11 protein-coding genes and 2 pseudogenes are annotated in these 19235 nt (G+C 57.9%); 8 read left to right on the top strand and 5 right to left on the bottom strand.

Features of this window, described 5'->3' with window-relative positions:
* The first annotated feature begins 272 nt into the window (after positions 1-272).
* The 4 genes from ehuB (at position 273) to ehuA (ending at position 3493) form a co-directional block, all read left to right on the top strand.
* Complete coding sequence (ehuB, locus tag AAFG07_RS32710; RefSeq protein ID WP_342723831.1) at positions 273-1136, top strand: ectoine/hydroxyectoine ABC transporter substrate-binding protein EhuB; 864 nt, start codon at positions 273-275, stop codon at positions 1134-1136.
* A 120-nt stretch (positions 1137-1256) separates the two neighbouring features.
* On the top strand, positions 1257-1985 hold the full coding sequence (ehuC, locus tag AAFG07_RS32705; RefSeq protein ID WP_342723830.1) for an ectoine/hydroxyectoine ABC transporter permease subunit EhuC: 729 nt from the start codon (positions 1257-1259) through the stop codon (positions 1983-1985).
* Positions 1986-2642, top strand: a complete 657-nt coding sequence (gene ehuD, locus AAFG07_RS32700; RefSeq protein WP_342723829.1) for an ectoine/hydroxyectoine ABC transporter permease subunit EhuD — start codon at positions 1986-1988, stop codon at positions 2640-2642.
* A gap of 86 nt (positions 2643-2728) precedes the next feature.
* Positions 2729-3493 (top strand): ectoine/hydroxyectoine ABC transporter ATP-binding protein EhuA, encoded by a 765-nt coding sequence (ehuA, locus tag AAFG07_RS32695; protein WP_342729310.1) that lies wholly within the window; start codon positions 2729-2731, stop codon positions 3491-3493.
* Between the two features lie 1184 nt (positions 3494-4677).
* Here the strand turns inward: ehuA and AAFG07_RS32690 are convergent.
* The 5 genes and pseudogenes from AAFG07_RS32690 to AAFG07_RS32670 all read right to left on the bottom strand — a co-directional run bounded on the left by AAFG07_RS32690 (position 4678) and on the right by AAFG07_RS32670 (position 8084).
* On the bottom strand, positions 4678-5235 hold the full coding sequence (locus tag AAFG07_RS32690) for a hypothetical protein (protein ID WP_342723828.1): 558 nt from the start codon (positions 5233-5235) through the stop codon (positions 4678-4680).
* Entirely contained in the window at positions 5235-6224 is a 990-nt protein-coding gene (locus AAFG07_RS32685; protein WP_342723827.1) for a tyrosine-type recombinase/integrase, read from the bottom strand. The genes AAFG07_RS32690 and AAFG07_RS32685 overlap by 1 nt, the downstream gene beginning before the upstream one ends.
* A 15-nt stretch (positions 6225-6239) precedes the next feature.
* The gene (locus tag AAFG07_RS32680) at positions 6240-6479 is read right to left on the bottom strand and encodes a hypothetical protein (RefSeq protein ID WP_342723826.1); all 240 of its coding nucleotides are present in this window, start codon (positions 6477-6479) and stop codon (positions 6240-6242) included.
* A 378-nt stretch (positions 6480-6857) separates the two neighbouring features.
* Positions 6858-7031, bottom strand: a pseudogene (locus AAFG07_RS32675) (transposase); the annotation flags it as partial.
* An 87-nt stretch (positions 7032-7118) separates the two neighbouring features.
* The gene (locus tag AAFG07_RS32670) at positions 7119-8084 is read right to left on the bottom strand and encodes an IS481 family transposase (protein WP_342723825.1); all 966 of its coding nucleotides are present in this window, start codon (positions 8082-8084) and stop codon (positions 7119-7121) included.
* A 2069-nt stretch (positions 8085-10153) separates the two neighbouring features.
* On the opposite strand from AAFG07_RS32670, the gene AAFG07_RS32665 reads away from it, so the two are divergent.
* From AAFG07_RS32665 to AAFG07_RS32650, 4 genes and pseudogenes are all read left to right on the top strand, one after another.
* Positions 10154-11014 (top strand): acyl-CoA thioesterase II, encoded by an 861-nt coding sequence (locus AAFG07_RS32665; RefSeq protein WP_342723824.1) that lies wholly within the window; start codon positions 10154-10156, stop codon positions 11012-11014.
* Positions 11015-12130: 1116 nt separating this feature from the next.
* Positions 12131-14578 (top strand): CoA transferase, encoded by a 2448-nt coding sequence (locus tag AAFG07_RS32660; RefSeq protein WP_342723823.1) that lies wholly within the window; start codon positions 12131-12133, stop codon positions 14576-14578.
* Between the two features lie 1264 nt (positions 14579-15842).
* The gene (locus AAFG07_RS32655; RefSeq protein WP_342723822.1) at positions 15843-16733 is read left to right on the top strand and encodes a crotonase/enoyl-CoA hydratase family protein; all 891 of its coding nucleotides are present in this window, start codon (positions 15843-15845) and stop codon (positions 16731-16733) included.
* Positions 16734-17263: 530 nt separating this feature from the next.
* Positions 17264-18179 (top strand): annotated as a pseudogene (locus AAFG07_RS32650) (IS630 family transposase).
* The last annotated feature ends 1056 nt before the right edge of the window (positions 18180-19235 follow it).

The following is a 19235-nucleotide window of genomic DNA, read 5'->3' as shown; positions in this document are numbered from 1 at the left end:
GCCCAGGCGGCGCGCGAAGCGACTTTAAGCGACCGACATTGCTTTTGCGGTCCAAAGCCGTTCGTTATCCTACCGTGTGAGTTGTCCCAGAGCAGTGCGAGGTTCTACGCAATAGATTTCCAGAAGCTTATCGATCCATTTGGACGCTGGCAGTCGGCAAAACGATGCCCAGTTCTGGTAGCTTTTCTGCGTCCACATTAGAGATATGTTCTTGAGGAGAGCTTGCGTTCCCCGACTTTGTTAGCGCCTTGTATCGTGGGAGGATATGCGAGATGATGAAGAGGTTTCAGATTGGTCGCCTCATTTTCGCTATGACGGCTGCTACGCTACCGATATTGGCAGCGCGCGGAGATACATTGGCAGACACGGCCCTCCAACGTGCGAAGAAAGAGGGAAGCATTCGTATTGGCTACTCCAATGCCATACCGCCGGCCTACAAATCCGCCGACGGTCGGGTTACGGGTGAGGACGTGGAAATTGCCAGATCCATCGCAAAGAAGCTGGGAATCAACAAAGTCGACAGCATTCTGACGGAGTGGGGCTCAATCGTGCCCGGCCTGAAGGCGGAGCGGATCGACCTCACGATGGCTATGTACATTACGCCGAAACGTTGTGAGCAGATCGCCTTCTCCGACCCGATCTATCGCCTGGGAGAGGCTATGTTGGTTCCGCAAGGCAACCCGAAAAGCATAAAAGATCTGTCTACTTTCGCGGAGAACAAAGATTTGAAGCTCGCCGTGGTGACGGGGGCGGTCGAGGTTGACTATGCGAAAATTGCAGGGATTGATCAGTCGCAGCTACTTGTCTTGCGTGACAATACGAGTCTTCTCGCGGCGGTGCAGTCGGGACGCGCTGATGCCGGGGCGCTGCCCGCTATCCAACTGATCGAGATGGCGAAGAAGGTTACGGGTATCGAAGTCACTCCCCAGTACTTCGAAGTGGCTGGCAAGCCCGTAGAGGGTTATGGTGCGTTTGGCTTCCGCAAGGAGGACAGGGATCTCCTCGAAGCCTTCAACCAAGAGCTGAAGACGTTTCTTGGATCGTCTGAACACCTTGCGATCGTTACGCCATTTGGATTCGGCAAGAATACCCTGCCCGGAAAAAAGACTACGGCCGAACTTTGCGCGGGGAAATAAAGCAGTGCTCTTCTTTGGGGGCAACAGCATGTGTTCTTGGGCCTTCGAGGCCACCTTTCCGCAATGCAGCGACCGTCCGGCAAGAGAGGACATCGTTAGGGTTCATCAGGATTAAACAGAATGGGGGAGCGCCACATCACCGTAATGCTGCTCGCGATCATTGCGTTCACTGCGTGGCTCTCCACACTCGAGCGGTTCCATGATTTCTTGCCTGCCTTACTGGATGGCGCTATCACGACGGGCAGTATCGCCTCTATCGCCTCGTTCCTCGCCTGTGCCTTTGGGGTCACGGCGGCGCTCGCGCGGCTTTACGGACCATTGCCAGTGCGGTGGTGTGCGCGAGGGTACATCGAGGTGTTTCGTGGGACTTCGCTATTAGTGCAGCTGTTCTGGCTGTTCTTCGTATTACCTACATTCGGCATTTGGCTCGCGCCCTTCACAGTAGCAGTGCTGGCGCTCGGACTTAACACGGGAGCATACGGCGCAGAGATTATTCGCGCTGCAATCGAGGCCGTTCCACGCGGCCAGTGGGAGGCGTCGAGTGCAGTCAACATGACCCGTGGTCAGGCGCTGCATCGAATCATTTTACCGCAAGCCGTCGTGCTGATGGCACCGCCGTGGGGCAATCTATTCATCGAGCTGCTGAAGTCGACGGCGCTAGTCTCACTTATCACTATCCCGGATCTCGCCTTCAGAGCCTCGGAGATTAACACCTTGACCATGAAGACTACTGATATCTTCGTGTTAGTGTTGCTGGCTTATTTCGCGATGTCGTTAGCGATCACGATTCTGATGCGTCTGGTTCAGAGTGCGGCATCGCGCGGCGTCGCACCGGGAGGGGCCCCCTAATTGTGGGACTGGACCTACACGTTTGAAGTACTGCCGCATTTATTTAAAGCTGCGGGGGTCACCATCGAAGCAGCGGCCCTTAGTTTTGCAATTGCCGCAACCCTTGGGCTCGCCCTCGCAATACTGCGGATGGTAAGCCCGACGTTGTCGTGGCCAGTTGCACTTCTCGTCGAAATCGTCCGTTCGACGCCGCTGCTTATCCAGATATTCTTCATGTATTTTGCGCTACCGCAATTCGGCATAACGCTCGATTCGCTAACGGTCGGGGTGCTGGGCATCGGAGTTCACTACGCTGCGTATTGCTCGGAAGTCTATCGAGCTGGTTTCGAAAACATTCAGCGAGGACAGTGGGAAGCGTCGACGGCACTAAACCTTAGCCTGACCACGGCGATTAGGGTCGTCATCTTGCCGCAAGCCATTGTACCAATTGTACCTGCGCTTGGTAACGATTTAATTGCGATTTTCAAGGCAACACCAATTCTATCGGTCATCGCGGTCTTGGAGCTTATGGAGACGGCCAAGACGCTGGGATCGGAAAGTTTCCGCTACATTGAGCCGATCACCCTGGTGGGTTTGTTCTTTCTAGCTATGAGCCTCAGTTCCGCTGCGGCGATCAGATATGCCGAACGTGCTGTCAATCGGAGGATCGCACGATGACTCCTAATTCTAGATGGCCGGCACTTGGGCGCACTTCTATTGTGAAGCATTCAGAAGATCACGCGCTGCCTGCCGTCGGCCAGACGATGGTTCGCTTTGAGCACGTCACAAAGCGCTACGGCCAACACGTTGTTATCGAGGAACTCGACCTCGAGATCCGACGAGGCGAAAAGGTTGCTCTCATCGGACCATCTGGCTCGGGTAAGACGACCGTCCTGCGCATGCTCATGACGCTTGAGCGTGTCAGCGGTGGTATAATTTGGGTGGATGGCGAGCCGCTAACTCATATCGAGCAACACGGCCAGATGGTGCCGGCCAATGCTGCCCATCTTCGCCGCATTCGGAGCAAGATCGGGATGGTGTTCCAGCACTTCAACTTGTTCTCGCACATGACGGCGCTTAAGAACTGCATCGTGGCACCGGTCACGGTGCTTGGCCTGTCAAAGCGAGAGGCCGAAGAGCGAGCCGTAGACCTTCTCGGCATGGTCGGCTTGTCCGACAAAGTGCACCACTATCCCAGCCAGCTCTCGGGCGGGCAGCAGCAACGCGTCGCCATTGCGCGTGCGCTCGCTATGCGCCCTAAGGTAATGCTATTCGACGAAGTAACTTCGGCGCTTGACCCCGAATTGGCGGGCGAAGTTTTGGATGTCATCCGCAAGCTTGGGGCGGAGCACGATTTGACAATGCTGATGGTCACGCATCAGATGGGGTTCGCTAAGGGGTTTGCCGATCGTATCGGGTTTATCCATTCCGGTAAGATCGAGGAGGATGGGCCCCCAGAAACGTTTTTCGCGAATCCCCGGAGCGATCGGACGCGCCAGTTTCTGCGGGCGGTGCGGGAGGTGACATAGTCCCGCGGTGTGATTCGCATCCTGGGTCTATGGGCGAGCACAAGCATCTGCTGGTTTGTGGCTTGGCAAAGATAAGGACTTTTCAAGATGGCTGATCGCGTGACCTCCATTTGATCTTGTGTAAAGGACAGGAATTAAGGCGTCTTTCGCATCCTCAAAGTGATCATTCTAATACCCTCTGACTTGCAACTGCTCTCTTTCCAGACGGTGCGGCAGCGCCGATGATTTCTCATCGTTGTCGTGAGGGGCTGCAGCGCGTGTTCTCGTACCAGGCAAGGCTCGAAGAAGACGATTTGGGGGCCATCTGGTATGCTGCAACGAGTTGGCGAGGACGACCTCACGGATCCGGTACCGGGAGAGAAGACTTTGAGTTGATCAGCGGCTAGTTCTGCAGCGGGATTGCGGCAGTCGATCGGTATCGTGCGGGCGGCGGCAGCTTGCGCAGCACGTTCGGCGGCGGTGACGACATTAGACAGCGAAGAGATCATGACGTGCACAGCGGAGGATGGGTGGATGAACGCGGCGCGATACAGCGCTTTGGTGCCGTCGCAATTAGGCAGATCCGGAACAGCCCGTCGCTTTATCGACGGCTTTTGGCGGGAACCGGTCGCCAGCTCGGAATCAGCCGCAGCGTGTTTGGCATCGAGCGGTCGGCAACGGCGGACGACGTTATCGCCACGTCCGCCGTTGGCGGGAAAGCCGTAGTAGCGAACCCCTGGAAATCTTCCCTATGCGATAGGAAATGGCAGATGACTGGGCGACATCCGGCGCCATCACCTTGGTCGATTTGTCCTCGCGTCTTTGCGGACATTACCAACTGGCGATGGCGACGCGACGCAGGTGGCGGCCGAGAAGGGCACTATCTGCTCGGGAGCACCGAATGGCGACTTGACATAGATGCCCTTGTGATGCGTCTAACGCTCGCTACGCAGCTACTCTGAAGCATGCTAAGAAAGCGAGGCCTTGCGATACCGACTTGCGATTGGCTTGATGCAAACAAGGATATCGAGATAGGTCGGAAGCCAGAACAGACTTGATCTTCTCCCAACACCTCGTAATCAGATTTTAACTCGTCAGGCCGCAACGGCGGATTCCTTGTGTCCGGTAATTTTGGGAATTGCAGCTTGCGTGAATAGCCCGGCGGAGACCACTTTCGAGGAAGGAATCGTCTTTCGAGCGGAGTCTCATGTACAGAATATCAAGGGTGCCTGAGAAGCAAGCGCTACGGGATCACCAGAAGGCGGTCGCAAATGGAAGCAGCGCGAGATTGTCGCCGACGTTTGCTGGGTTCCAAGGAAGGCATGTCGACCGTGCTTTTCATCGAGTGGAGGGCGATCATTGCGTGTTTCCGTAATCGCGCGAAACGGATTTCGATAATAGCGCGCCGGCCGGAGTTCCGCCGTAGCGCGAAGCAATCGTGCGACCTCGTCTGCACTATAGATATACGGCGATCGCCGCTTGACGACGGCGTGGCCGAGTGCATCCGCCGCCGGAACCTGATGGCGCGGATTCTCGGCGTGCATCGCCAGCGCGAACCGCCGCACGGTAAGCAACCGGTTGCGGCGCTGCTCCGGTGACGGCGCACGTGCGGCCCATGCCAGGACGCGGGCGCTTCTGATGTGCCGGTCGCCGCGCTCCTCGGCGAAGCCGACGTAGCCCCTCAGCAGGATTTGCTGGACGCGGAACTTGAACCCCAGCGACTGCTGCTGGTCCACATATTTGGCAAGATATTTGCTCAGCATCACACATCTCCCGGCCAGGGTTGCGCGATCTGCAGCAGCATCGTCACGTCGACTTTGGCATAGTGCGCGGTCATGTCCGGTGAGCGGTGGCGCAGCACGGCACCAACTGTGTCGAGCGTCGCGCCGCCCCGCAGCATGGCGGTCGCGGCCGAATGCCGAAGCAGGTTGGCCCCATTCGACGGAGCGGGGATGTCGGCCTTTCGTATTGCACCACGCACAACGTCAGAGACTGCGCTCGAACCTGTCAGTGGCCGGATTGGTGCATTCGACATGAAGAAGAGTCGACCATCGGCGACGTGCGGCCGGGCCTGATCCAGATATGCGAGCACGGCATCGCCGGCGTCTTGCGGCAATGGTAATCTCGTCTCCCGCCGCCCCTTGCCACGAACCGACAGCGTCGCCTGTTGCCAATCAATATCGGTGAGACGAAGAGAGAATGTCGCCGGCCCGCAAGCCCACAAGCCCAGTCGTGCCAACAGCAGCAGGATCGCCCGATCACGAACGCCAGTCGCCGTGGTCTGGTCGCACATTGCAATCAACGTCTCGACATCTGACGAGCTGATGTACCGCGGCAGCGACGACAGTCGCCACTGCGGAATCATTGGCCCAGCATGATCGAGTCCCGCCCGGCACAACCCCCGTGCGGTGAGGAACCGCAAATATCCTCTCAGCGCCATCGTCATAGTCTTCACATAGGCGAGCGAGACCCGTTTCGTCTCTGCAATGATCACGTCGCGAATGAGTTGGGCATCCCAGCTTCGCGGCTTGCTGCCAAGTGCCGGGAGCAGCCGCATGACCATGCGACCATGTCGATCTATTGTCAGCTCTGTGACGCCGCGATGCTGCCGCAGCCAGTCCTGGAACTCGACTACCCACCGGTCGAGCGTCGGTAATGCGAGCTTCGGCTTGCGCTGGACGATCCCGCGCTCGCCGAGAAACTCGACGAACCGGCGCACCCGCCTCACGCACTTCTTGGACACGCCCTTCACGCGACGTATGCCGGGTCATCGACAGCGATGCCGAGCGAACCGATCGGTGACGCCATCATCGATGTCGGTGACTGCGACCTTAGACAGCGTCAGCCATTGCGCGAGGTGTCGGGCTGCGGCGTCATAGCCGCTCACCGTCAAGCTCGAATGCCCCAACACCGTCAGGTGTCGTGCGAACTCCGTCACCAGCGGGGCAAGATCGCCTGCGTCCATGCAGCGCTGCCCGTGGCAGTGGTTCTCACTCAACTTGACCATTCCTTGTCTCCCTTTCGTTGCCATCAAGACAGGAAGGGAGGCCTCAGATTATGCGGAGCGAGGAAGAGGGCACTGGGAACTAAACTGTTGATAACGGAGCGGATCTCGGATCGAACGGCCGCGCACTCCGCATAATCGTAGGCTCCGCATAATTGCGGAAGTCGACTGGATGGCTGGCCAGGAACACTTTCACGCCGGAGGGGATCATGCCGAACGGACCGCCCGGATCACCCGCTGCAACTGCACCTCGTCGACGTCCACGCCGGCGCGCACGATCACCTCGCCAATGGAAATTTCGATCACCGCGCCTGACACAGACGCCACCACAACCTCGCGACTTGACGGCCGCGAGGGACAATGCAACTCGGCCCGAGCATCACGGCGCCAGGCGAAGAGCTGCGACGGGTGAATGCCGATCCGGCGGGCGATCGCCGAGACGCTCCCGCCAGGCTCCAGCGCCTCTACCACAATTTGTGCCTTGAACTCGTCCGACCAGCGTCGGCGAAGCTGCCGCGGTGCTCCATCGAGACGGTCGGCGACCGCCTCGATCATATGGAAGGTTCTAGTTCCAGAACTAGGCTCAGACATAGAAGCTCACATCGGCTCACAAACTCAACAGCCGATAGCTCACCCACTCCGCTAGGTGTTTAGTCCCGGCATTTGCTGGAGCGGATTGAGGGTGAATCGTTCGGGCTCTTTTGTCCAGGCTTTGCAGATATATTCGTAGGGCGTGAGGCCCTTCAGGGTCTTCAGCCGCCGAGCGTAGTTGTATGCGTTAATGAAGTCAGCAAGGTGTGCTTCGAGCTGATCGTGTCGATCGTAATGATAGCGTTGGACGGTCGCTTCCTTGATCGTGCGGTTCATGCGCTCGACCTGCCCATTGGTCCAGGGATGCTTGATCTTGGTCAGCCGATGTTCGATGCCATTCTCTTGGCAGCGCATATCGAACATATGTGTCACGTATCTTGCCGTCGGGCCGTCCGCGTAGCGCGGCAAGAAGGTGAACTGGATCCCATTGTCGGTGAGAACCGTATGGATCTTGTAGGGCACAGCCGCGATCAGAGCTTCGAGGAAGGCGGAGGCGGAGGTCCTTCCCGTCTTCCTGACCAGTTGCACGAAGGCGAACTTGCTGGTGCGATCGATGGCGACGTAGAGATAGAGCTTGCCTTCAGCGGTCTGGAGCTCAGCAATGTCGATGTGGAAATAGCCGATCGGATAAGCCTTGAACTTTTTCTTCGGAGGCTTACTGCCTTCGACCTCCGGCAATCGACTGATGCCGTGGCGCTGGAGACAGCGATGCAGGGATGATCGCGTCAGATGTGGGATGGTCGGCTGAAGCGCATAGAGGCAATCGTCGAGCGGCAATAGCGTATGCCGCCGGAAAGCAACAATGATCGCCTCCTCCTCGATGGAAAGCACGGTCGATTTGGCTTCCGTTGGGCCTGTCGGGAGATCGGCGACTGTCTCGCGCCCCTTCCACTTCGCGACGGTCTTTTGGTTGATCCCGTAGCGCCTGGCGAGCGCTCTCAGGCTCTCTTGACTATCTTGTATTGCTCGACGGATTGCCTCCGTCGTGGTGGCGCAGCCGTGTAAAACCTGTCCCATAGCGCATCCTTCGAATCGTGCGATAAGAATGCACCATCAAAGCTTGGGACTAAACACCTAGACGGGGTCTCTTTGCCGCTTACGTAGTAGCCGTATCCGGTACCGCGCGTCGCTCCTGATGTCCGCCTTGCGGAACCCGCGGGTGCGGATCAGATGCGCTAGATTGAGCGCGTCCGTCCGGTCGATCTTATTGCGCCACGCTTTCAGCCCGGCGCGCACGTGCGGAGTTTTCAGAAGACCGAACCAGACCGAGCTTCAACAGTTCTGGATGCAGCTAGGCCGACAGCGAGCCCCGGCCCCCTGGCCGAGGCGGCGCATCCGGCCGAGTTACGGCTTCAGCGCGTCTTGATCGCGTCCGGATCGGTTACCACCCGCCGTCTCCATCATCACCTTGTCGCTCGTCTACCACCCAGATCGCCGTCTGGTACATGCCAACGTCCAAGCCACAGAACCAATCCATGGTGTGACTCCCGTGTTGCTGAAGGTGACCATTGGGCGTGTCATTCATCGTACATGTACATGCCTTGCTGCCGCAACTATGGGCGCGGCCCCAATTGCGGGCCAGCACTCGTCACGGAGGACCGGTCAATCCCGTCTTATCGTTTAAACGTCCAGAATATCCAGTATCTAGATCCAACATTGTCGTGACACGGTTGAAGCGATCTCGATGAGTAGCGCGTGTTCGACGCAGCGTACGAGCCTCCTTCCATGAGACCGTCTGTCGTCATACAATTCTGACGTGGAGTGGCGAGAGCCTCATGACGACAAGAGTCGACGGCAGGGAACCGCATAAAGAGGGCCGAGTTAGGAGTCCATTCGGGGGGGGGCGAGATGCCGCACGGGAGTCCTCGACCGTATGAGGCGTTCAGTAGCGCCGCCAGTATCGATATTGTACAGCGGCGTCCGCCGTCGACTGGCGGATACTAACGATGACGCTGCATGTATGATCTCGAAGTGCTGTTTTTGACCGCCGAGCCGTCCGCATGCAAATGCTGGAGCAATCACGAACCAGCGCGTGTCATCGACTTCGTCATCACGATCTGCTTCCTGTCCAACACGATGGGAAAGAATCTTGCGAACAGGTCTAGACATTGTCGAAATGGGGACGTTATTTCTCTTTCGAATCGTTGGACCACAGAAGCCTACGAGGCATGCGTGCACGTAGCCTTCGCCTTTGCTCCACGCGGATGATCGTGACCTTGCCGAGTGTCGGCTTCGCTACGCCGTCGGACAACGGCAACATCCACTTAAACAAACAGCCTTAAAGATCAAGCCTTAGAAGTTGGCACGAGTCTTGAACGAGACCAATATCGCATGCTCGAAGGAACGCAGCCAGGAGCTACTTAAAATGGCCGCTTCGGATCACTCACGGTCACGCGTGAATTTGACTGTTCCAACCCGGCTGCCTGGCTCAGCTCGCGACCACGCACGGCTCTCCTGCCGTGGTTCGCGCGGGCATTGCTTGAGCTATGCCGGTACTCGACCATTCAGGCGTGCTCATCGCCCGCGACATCTTCTTTCTCGCGAAACGCGCGCAAAACTACAAGAACCCGCCAGGCCGGCTGAGTAGCTTTTGCACGCTTCAGTGCGCGAACCCAATCCCGACCGTTGCACGAAAAGAGTCTAGGACCTGAACCTGCGTGGCGGTGTTAAAGTGGCGGTAGTCAAAAGTTCAACATCGGATAAGACCGGTCTCGTTCATGTGCGCCGTTCTCACGATTCTGAGACTTCTAGGAATCATCTATTAGCCGATAGGATTCTCAGGCGGTTGGACTGAAGCACAAGATCGCGCAGCATTTAGTGCACCGGTTCAGAATCGTTCGCAAATGGCTGCCTCGCGCTAGGAGTTCGAATATAGCCTCTCGAAGTAGCCAAAGTCAGCACTCCCGGTGTCCCCAAATGAGGCTGTGGCTGCGTCCGTACGGGCGAAGCAGATGCGCGAGGAGAGAAGAGGTCGACCGGCTACAGATACCGTCACTATCCATCGATCAAAAGGCCGGGCGCCTGGCTAGACAGGTTCGCTTGATGGCTGACGGGAGCAAGTCCGAAGGAACAGAAGACAGGCATCAATGTCAAAAAACGTGCTCGATTTACTCACTATCCTCGATCTCGAAAAGATCGATGCGAACCTGTTTCGTGGCAAGGGGCCGGACATTAGCGCACAACGTGTGTTCGGTGGCCAGATGATCGGGCAGGCAATGGTCGCGGCATGCCGCACGGTCCGAGGCCGCCTCCCGCATTCGATCCACGGCTATTTCATTCGGCCGGGAGATCCGCGGGTGCCGATCGTCTATCACGTCGAGGCCATCCGCGATGGCAAGAGCTATTCGAGCCGGCGTGTCACGGCGGTTCAGCACGGCGATGCGATTCTCTCGATCATGATTTCGTTCCACGTGGAGGAGGTAGGAGCCTTCGATCATCAGACCAGCATGCCTGACGTGCCGCCGCCAGAGAAGTTCACGGCGGAAGCATTGTCGAAGCAGCCGAACTTTCCCGATATGCCAGAAATCATTCACCGTTACTATCAAGCTGATCGTCCTGTTGAATTGCGTCCGGTCGAAATCGGTCGTTATGTCGGTCAGAAAATCAAAGACGGGCGCATTCATGTTTGGATCAAGGCCGCCGCAAAGCTGCCCGACGATCTGGCGCTGCATATGTGCGCGCTAGCCTATGCCTCGGATCTTTCGCTGCTCGATGCGGTAATGGCGCGCTATGGCCGCACACTATTTGATGGGCGCATGATGTCTGGAAGCCTCGACCATGCGATGTGGTTTCATCGCCCGTTCCGCGCCGACGAGTGGCTACTCTACTCCAAGGAGTCGCCGAGTGCCCAAAGCGGACGCGGCCTCGCACGCGGCCTGATCTTCAAGCCTAACGGCGCGCTGGTGGCGTCCGTCGCCCAAGAAGGGGCGGTGCGCGAAGAGCGCTGAGCATTCATGAGTGCGGAAATGCGTTCTCGCGGTCACCTAAAGTCGTTGCGCGACATGATGCTCCGCGGCCGGCGGGGCTGCGCGCACATGGTGATCGTGCCGTCCATTTGCGCGCTTCGCTACCGGCAGTTAAACCCGGAAGCCGGTACCAGAAGTGAATTGTGCATCGTGTGTTCGCCTGCCGACATGAGGTACGCGGCCCAATTTTAGAAATTGGTCAAAGCGTGCCATCACTCAAATTGGTTAGGAATGTTTAACTAGGTCAACGGTCCCAATTAGCGACCATTTCACTACCTGGTTTGGGAGCTGCGTAACGGAGGTGCCAGTGATTAAGTTAGGTCGAACCACGGAAGCCGTCCTCAAACTTGCCCGATCTTTTCCCGCAAGCGACGTCGACTTCCTCGTGGACAATAAGGAGAAACCGACGTGCTCGACGACACCGAGCTCATTCAAAGCCCGAATGCGGATCGGAAAGTGGCGAACCAGCGGATGCGCGGTGTGCGAGTCGGAAGCCAGCATCTAGATGACTATCCGATAGGGGCCGCGGTTGACTCAAGGCCTAAACTTAGCGTTCGAGTTGCGCTGCGACTTAGGTTGCGCGTTGATCCACATCGAGGGAAAGCCGTTCGGCGTGTCCGAAAACGCCAAACACGTCACCGTCGCGAGCGGTTCAGGGACGCAAGGAAGCCACATGTTATCCGCAGCGTTGGCGCGGCGGGCCCTTCGGCTTCATCGTCGAAATCGACGCGGGAAAAGAACGGCATCGAGCGTCAGCTCTCGAATAATCTTTGTTACCGGAGCGGGACTAATCCGTGCTGCTGTTCGGATGGTGCCAGGGAAGGGTTGCCGCCTCGGCGCGTAGACCGGCGGGCACCTTACGTGCGGAGCGCGATGGAGAATGTAGCCCGCATGTCCGAGCGGACGAACGTCGCAGCGTGTGCTGAACCGTAACGCGAGAAGGGCATGTGGTGGGCGGCTTCGCGGCCTCTGTTCCGGCGCGTACCAGTCGCCGGTGCCAGGCGACTAACGAGCGTACCATCGTGTTGGCCGTATGATAGCATGTGTGTCGAGCGATGTTCTGTAAGAATGAGTGTGGCCGGAGAAGTGGAGCACTCGATGGGAGTACTATCGCATCTGCGGGTGGTCGAGATCGGTAGCTCGGCGGCAGTCAGCTATTGCGCAAGGTTGTTTGCGGATTTCGGCGCCGATGTGCAGAAGGTCGAGCCCCCAGCGGGCGATCCGCTTCGTCGAAGCGCAGAACTGACGCCCGGCGGCGAGAGTGCGTGGTTCGGATTCCTTAACTTCAATAAGTCGAGCATCATCATCGATCGCGCTGAGCCGGATGCGGTCACGCGGTTGACGGCACTGATCGAACATTGCGACGTTCTACTCGATGGCCGCGATGTTGATCCCGCGGATTGCCCGACTATTGATATCGCCGCGATCCGGCAACGACGCTCCAGGTTGATCTACCTCGAAGCGAGCTGGTTCGGCCACCATGGTCCGTATGCAAAATTCGCTGCCAGCGATTCGTCCGTCCGGGCGCTGGCCGGCCTCGTGAAGCTGGTTGGACCGGCGGGGGGGCGGCCGTTGCACGCGCCCGATTTCCAGACTGCTATACTGGCCGGTCTGTGGGGCTTTATCGCCACGGCTTCAACGGTGATAGCGCGAATGCAGAGCGGGGCAGGGCGATCGTGGTCGCTCAGCATTTTTGAGTCGAGCCTCGTCCTCAGCGAGTATCTCATGTTCGAGGCGTATGCGCGCGGCGACGTGATGCGCCGGATCGGCATTAACCGTTTCTGGCCGACCTTTCCAGCTGGCATCTATGAAACCAAAAAGGGTTGGCTTGGCCTTACCACAGGCACGCCCGCACAATGGCGGGCTTTCTGCGACCTGCTCGGCCTATCCGACTTGCGGAACGATCCAGCTCTGGTCACGGGCCTCGATCGTTTGCAACATGTCGAAAAAATCGAGCGGCAGTTCATGCCGAGGCTAAAGACGCGCACTGCACAGGAGTGGTTCGCCGAAGGAGTGAAGCGCAAGATTCCGATCGTGCCGGTGCCCGAAGTATCGGAGTTGCTCCGGGACGCGGAGAAGAAAGAGCGTGGAGCAATCGTGCCCGTCTTACTGGGCGAGGAGCGAGGCCTGACGGTTGGCTCGGCGCAGCAGCTGACATTGACGGCGCCACGCCGAGGCGGGAAGGTGCCAGCTCCAGGCGAGCAGCAGAGTTTTGCCAATACGCTCAGAGATCTGACCAGCTCCGCCCCGCCTTCATCCTGCTGCATTGAGGCGGCCCGGCTGCCATTGGAGGGAATTCGTGTCATCGACTTCGCGATGGGATGGGCGGGCCCCTTGTGCACCCGGACACTGGCTGATCTCGGTGCCGACGTCATTAAGATTGAAGCTGTCCAGTATCCGGATTGGTGGCGCGGCGTCGACCGGCGGCCGGCTTACGTCAACAGCAAAATGTATGAAATGACGCCGGGCTTCTGCGTCATGAACCGCAATAAGCGCGGCATCACTCTCGATCTGTCGCGGCCAAAAGGCGTAGCACTTGCCAAGCGGCTTTTGGCGGAAGCCGATATCGTCGTCGACAATTATTCGGTTGATGTGCTGCCGAAGCTTGGGCTTGGCTATGCCGTCCTTAGAACGCTTAACCCGCGCCTCGTCATGATGTCAATGTCAGCCTTTGGTGCGAGTAGCGCCAATCGCGATTGCCGAGCCTATGGCTCTACTCTGGAACAAGGCTCGGGTTTACCCAGCGTGATCGGAAATCCCGACTCGCCGCCAGTGATGAGCCACGTGGCGTTCGGGGATGCGGTTGGTGGGTTGAACGGCTGCGCCGCTGTTTTGGTCGCGCTGACGCATGCTTGTAAAACTGGGCAGGGTCAGTTCATTGATCTTGCCCAGATCGAATGCATGATGCCCTTTGCGGCGCCATGGATCACTGTCAGTTCGATAAGCGGTATGCCGCCGCAAAAGTATGGCAATCGACATCCGCAGTTCGTGCCGCATGGCTGCTTCCGGTGCTGCGGTTACGACAACTGGATCGTAGTGACCGCCACCGACGACGATATGTGGCAGAGGCTTGCACTGGTTATTGGTCGGCCCGATTGGGCCTCGGAGTTATCATTGAAGTCCGCGGAAGCTCGCCGTGGCATTGAGGAAGATATCGAGGCAGCAATTGAAGACTGGACACTCGCCCGCGCAGCGGATCAGGCCATGTCTGAATTGCAGGCCGTAAGGGTTGCGGCCGGCGTAGCGCGCCTGCCAAACGATCTGCTCAAGGACCGGCATCTCAGGTCGCGCGCGTTTCTTCAGGAGGTAGAGCGTGCATTCGTAGGTTGGCATCTGCAACCCTCGATGCCGGTTCGGGAAGGGTTATTGCCGTATGCGATCCGCAAACCGGCCCCAACACTCGGGCAGCATAACAGAGAGATTCTTTCTGGGCTTCTCGGACTCTCCGACACTGCGATACAGCAACTGACCAGGGAGGGCATTATCGGTACGAAGATGCTGTCCGAATGCGAGCTTGTAAGGCGAGGGAGATATGGCCGAGATTGACAGGGTCTCGGGTTTTGTAGGTTAGTCGCTCACTGGTCCTAGCAAGGATCGTCCGCTCTTCCGAGGGAATGGGTTCAGATGATGCGAAAGGTAGCTATCACTACGTCGATCAATCCTGGCTGTCACGATCAAACGCTTAAATGTGCTCGCTCTTTATCCTCTCCGCGTGCCATCCCCACGCGTCTGGTCCGCGTCGCTGCGAAGTAGTCATTTGTCAAGATTCGATGCATGCGACTGACATTTCGGATCGCTAATGAATGGCCGGCGTGTGGGAGAAGGCGTTCGCCGAACTGATCAGGGACCGCGATAACAATTACCTGATGCTCGACACCACTCTGTTCGTGTCCACCAGCAGGCGGCGAGAGGAAAGGGGGCCAAAACTCAGAAGCTGGGCGTTCCCGAGGGGCTTGATTGCCAAGATCCACATGCTCGGCGACGGCCTCGGCCGGCCGTTGGGCTTATGCTCACCGTCCGCCAATGACATGACAACCTCACTGCAAAAGCCCTGCTCGGAGGCTTCAAAGTCGAAGCGGTCCTGGTCGACTGGTCGACCTGCGATCGTTAAAAAGTACGATCGCTTTTCGCGCGCAGAAGGGCAAGCTCAACTCGCGCGAAGTCAACGAGTTCGAATTTCCAGGACCAAACGCCAGACGGCAGAGACAGGTGTGTGTTTTGGATCCATCAAACTACTACCAAGCTTAGTAGTTTCGGTGTTCTTGGTTGTCAGGTAAGTGAGTTGTCGGTTCTGTAAACGAGCGTCGTTCAACGTACAGCTCGCCAAGAAGCGCGGCAGATTCCGGTCGCGTGTGTAGTATTCGCACAATCTGAGAGAAACGTGCTTGACCAGGGATCTCTTGCATGTGGTGGAGGCGGTTATGGGCCGATTTCTCAACGGGGCGCGAGCTATTGCGGCTCTAGAATCAAACGTCCGATCTTGCGCGCGTTCGTTTCCGGCTATCTTCAGTCTGGAGCGGCTCCATTATGTTAACGAATAATGGTCGAAAGCTCATTAACGTCCTCTACGGTACTAGACTCCTGAACTGCGGCCACGACAGTCGCCCGATCAGAGCTGCTTATAGCTGAGTATCTAGCATCAGACGCTGGAACCGGCGATCAAGTCGTGAAATTATTGCCGGCACTCACGATGGGCTTAGCCCTACTAAATCGGAGCCTTGATTGAATAACGATTGGCCGAGGCTCTAAAAGAGCCAAAGCTGCAGTGACCTGAAATCCCGCACCTTCTGTAACTTCTGAAAGAAGCATCATGAGCTACGAGACTATCAAATATGAGGTCGCGCAGCAGATCCTGACCATCACCTTGAACCAGCCCGAAAAGCTGAACGCCTTCACCAACACCTGCAGGCAGGAGCTGATCGATGCCTTTGATCGCGCTGACAAGGACGACGAGATCCGGGTCATCATCGTAACTGGGGAAGGCCGGGCATTTTGTGTAGGCGCCGATCTCTCGCCAGGAGCTGACTCATTTGACATCGATGCGCTGCGTGGGTTGGCGAGACGGTTATCCGACGGCACGGTAGATTATGGCGATCCGCACATCCGCGACAGCGGTGGCCTGCTCACGTTGCGGATTTTCAAATGCCTCAAGCCCGTAATCGCCGCGGTGAACGGTCCGGCGGTCGGTATTGGCCTTACGATGCAACTAGCAATGGACATTCGCATTGCGTCCGAGCACGCGCGCTTTGGCTTTGTGTTCTCTCAGCGCGGCATCGTACCTGAGGCGGCTGCGAGCTGGTTCCTGCCCCGGATCGTCGGAATCGCGCAGGCTCTGGAGTGGTGCTATAGCGGCAAGGTATTCTCAGCCCAGGAGGCGCTCGCCGGCCGACTCGTCAGTAAGGTGGTGCCGGCTGATCAACTTCTGCCTACCGCGCGCATGCTCGCTCGCGAGATTGGCGAGAAGACCCCACCCGTATCGATCGCGTTGATCCGGCAGATGATGTGGCGCATGCTAGGTGTCGATCATCCGATGGAGGCTCACAAAATAGACAGTCGAATCAGCTATGTGCTCGGTGGCTCTGCCGACGCTAAAGAAGGCGTAATGGCATTCCTAGAAAAGCGGCCCGCATGCTTCAAGAATAAGGTATCGGCCGACATGCCTGATTGTTTCCCATGGTGGACGGAACGGGAGTACAAATAATCGGTCGCGGTTTTGCTGCGGGCCTACCGGTCTCAGGCGTCGGTTTGATGGCACAGCCGGCTGAACAGACTGACGTAGATGAGATCGTAATGGCGGGCACCTGCCGCGCGTTTAGGGAGCCGGGGCGGCTGAGCTAATCGAGCAGAGCGTCCCTACGGCATGGTGGAGCGCGCAATGTGACCTATGTCGGCACCAAGCGCCTTTAGCTCGTTGAGGACCTGGAGACGGGCCCTTGTCGCCCTCAGGCTTTGCTCAGTCTGAGCAGGGCCGTGCTCGTCCGGAGTAGGGCTGTGATGTAAGACAACCTCATTCTGTGCCGTATGAAGCTCCAAATCGCACTAATGATTCTAGATCACCGGGGAGCGTGGAACGCGCGGAATGGACGACAAACGGCGAGCAGGGGGATTGCACCAGAGGCGCATTACCTGGTCGCTAATACGCTGCGGCGTTGCGCATCTTAGAGCGGTCACGATTCCGGATTTGGGACGAATATGGTTCGAGATGCTGGCTGGGCTGGAGGCCGGCATCCGATGGTCCGACCACTTTCCAATGATCTTGCGTAAGCGTGTTGTTGCGGCGGTTGCGAAGGGTGAGAGCTGTCGTTCGTTCGCATTGAGGTTGGCCTTGCGGTGTCGTCAGTGGTGAAGTGGTCGCAGCGTCATCGCGCGCCTGGCAAGATGGGCGGACCCGCAAGCCGGTGCTTGAGCCGCATCGCGCCTGTATCAGGCAATGGATCGGCCAGACGCCCCATTTGACGCTGCATGCCCTGAAGGACGAACTCGCGGCGCGAGGGGCCACGGTCTTCCACAATGCGGTTTTGGCTGTTTCTGTGGCGCGAAGGGCTGCGGTTCAAAAAAAGCTGCTCGCCCTCGAGCCGGCGCGCTCTGACATCGCACGTAGACGCCAACGCTGCCGCTCATGGCAGGCCAAACTCGACCCTCGACGCCTAGCCTTTATCGATGAGATATTCATCAGGACCAACATTGGTCCCCGTTGCGCGGATGGGGGCCAAAAGGTGAGCGGGCGCGGAGCTTCACGCCACATGGCCATTGGCGGACGCTGACGTTCCTCGGCGCCTTGCGCTGTGACCGCTTCACCGCACCTTGCCTGTTCGACAGCCCGATCAAGGCGAGTGTTTCCGCGCTTATGTTCAGCACGTTCTCGTGCCGCAGCTTCGGGCGGGCGACATCGTCATCATGGACAATCCCGGTAGTCACAAGCCGGCTACCCTGCGCGGCTTGATCAAAGCCGCCGGCGCAAGGCTCTGGTACTTGCCGCCATACTCTCCTGACCTCATTCCGATCGAACAGAGCTTCGCCAAGATCAAGCACCGGATGCGCTCCGCCCAGAAGCGCACGATCGATATGCCGACTCATCACAACTATCCAGCCCAACGAATGCAGCAACTACTTCGAAAACGCAGGATACGCTTCCATCAACAGGTGAACGCTCTAATGCGACACAGTTCGGATGTTTCTCGATGAACTTAGGTGGACGCGCGCTCATAGGAAGGTCGTGAACAGCCAGCAGTTTTCGACTAAGAAGCGAGGATTTCGCTGCAGATACGGCGCTTCGCTGCAGATACGGCGCGCGGACGTATCGTTTGATCATGGCAATTCGCCTCGAGCGCTCTCACGACTAGCTCTCGTTTGTTCCGCTGATTTCCGAGGTAAATTCGTCTGAGCTTACATACTAAGTCCCGTTTAAACCTCTCTAAGCGGTGTGTTTTCGATCGAAGCGGAGCCGCGATGGCCTGTCAGCAGCGGTATTGGTCAAGCGTCCGATGCTCGATTGCGATGGCCCGGCGCCGGAAGTCATGTTCATCTGCATTGAAGCACGCGTCGAGAGTTAAGCGATTCCGGCATCGTTGGTCTAGTACTGCAGAACACTATGACCTCGACCGCACGCCGACCTGACTGACTTGGAGCGTATCATGTCCGGCAAACCGAGAGCGGTCAGCTACACAAGCCGCGGTATGAGCCGCCGACCTCGCTAGAAGACGTAATCATCGATGGCGGCTGCCGCTATGCCGCGCGCGGAGCTCGCGGATGGCTGCGGGTCGCGCGATAGGCATCCTGTCCCCATGCTCTACGGCTACGTCGCCGCGATCTCTGTCGTCGCGCTACGCCATAGCGATATCGGCAATAGTCTCTCGACCAGGCCAGGCCGGGATTGCCTGGCGCAAACGCATGGCGACATATATCCGCCTTCTTGCTGTCAAGATTTCTATGCTGTGATACGGCTGGGGCCGTTGCGCTCGCGGCGTTGTCAGACTTCAACATGTGATCAGGGCTTTCTTCTACACATCCTTCTGCACCATCCGCTGCTTGTACTGTCACGAACCGGTTCTGAGGCGGACACTTTCTGCGCAGCACTATGCCGATATCCCAGCGACCATCGAAAGGCCATGCGCCAATATAGTATGCCAAGACGCTGCGCCGCGGCCGCTAATCACCGCGACGTGCGAGCATGTACCCGTAAAATCTTATGGTGTGCGTTGCG

The sequence above is a fragment of the Bradyrhizobium sp. B097 genome, assembly GCF_038957035.1.
Classification (GTDB): domain Bacteria; phylum Pseudomonadota; class Alphaproteobacteria; order Rhizobiales; family Xanthobacteraceae; genus Bradyrhizobium.
This window is presented reverse-complemented; position numbering and strand designations above follow the sequence as displayed.

Bases quoted from the DNA above. Each gene is read 5' to 3' on its own strand.
- AAFG07_RS32655 (WP_342723822.1), top strand. From the start codon at position 15,843: ATGAGCTACGAGACTATCAAATATGAGGTCGCGCAGCAGATCCTGACC.
- AAFG07_RS32665 (WP_342723824.1), top strand. From the start codon at position 10,154: ATGTCAAAAAACGTGCTCGATTTACTCACTATCCTCGATCTCGAAAAG.
- ehuA (WP_342729310.1), top strand. From the start codon at position 2,729: ATGGTTCGCTTTGAGCACGTCACAAAGCGCTACGGCCAACACGTTGTT.
- ehuB (WP_342723831.1), top strand. From the start codon at position 273: ATGATGAAGAGGTTTCAGATTGGTCGCCTCATTTTCGCTATGACGGCT.
- ehuC (WP_342723830.1), top strand. From the start codon at position 1,257: ATGGGGGAGCGCCACATCACCGTAATGCTGCTCGCGATCATTGCGTTC.
- AAFG07_RS32680 (WP_342723826.1), bottom strand. From the start codon at position 6,479: ATGGTCAAGTTGAGTGAGAACCACTGCCACGGGCAGCGCTGCATGGAC.
- AAFG07_RS32670 (WP_342723825.1), bottom strand. From the start codon at position 8,084: ATGGGACAGGTTTTACACGGCTGCGCCACCACGACGGAGGCAATCCGT.
- AAFG07_RS32660 (WP_342723823.1), top strand. From the start codon at position 12,131: ATGGGAGTACTATCGCATCTGCGGGTGGTCGAGATCGGTAGCTCGGCG.
- AAFG07_RS32690 (WP_342723828.1), bottom strand. From the start codon at position 5,235: ATGCTGAGCAAATATCTTGCCAAATATGTGGACCAGCAGCAGTCGCTG.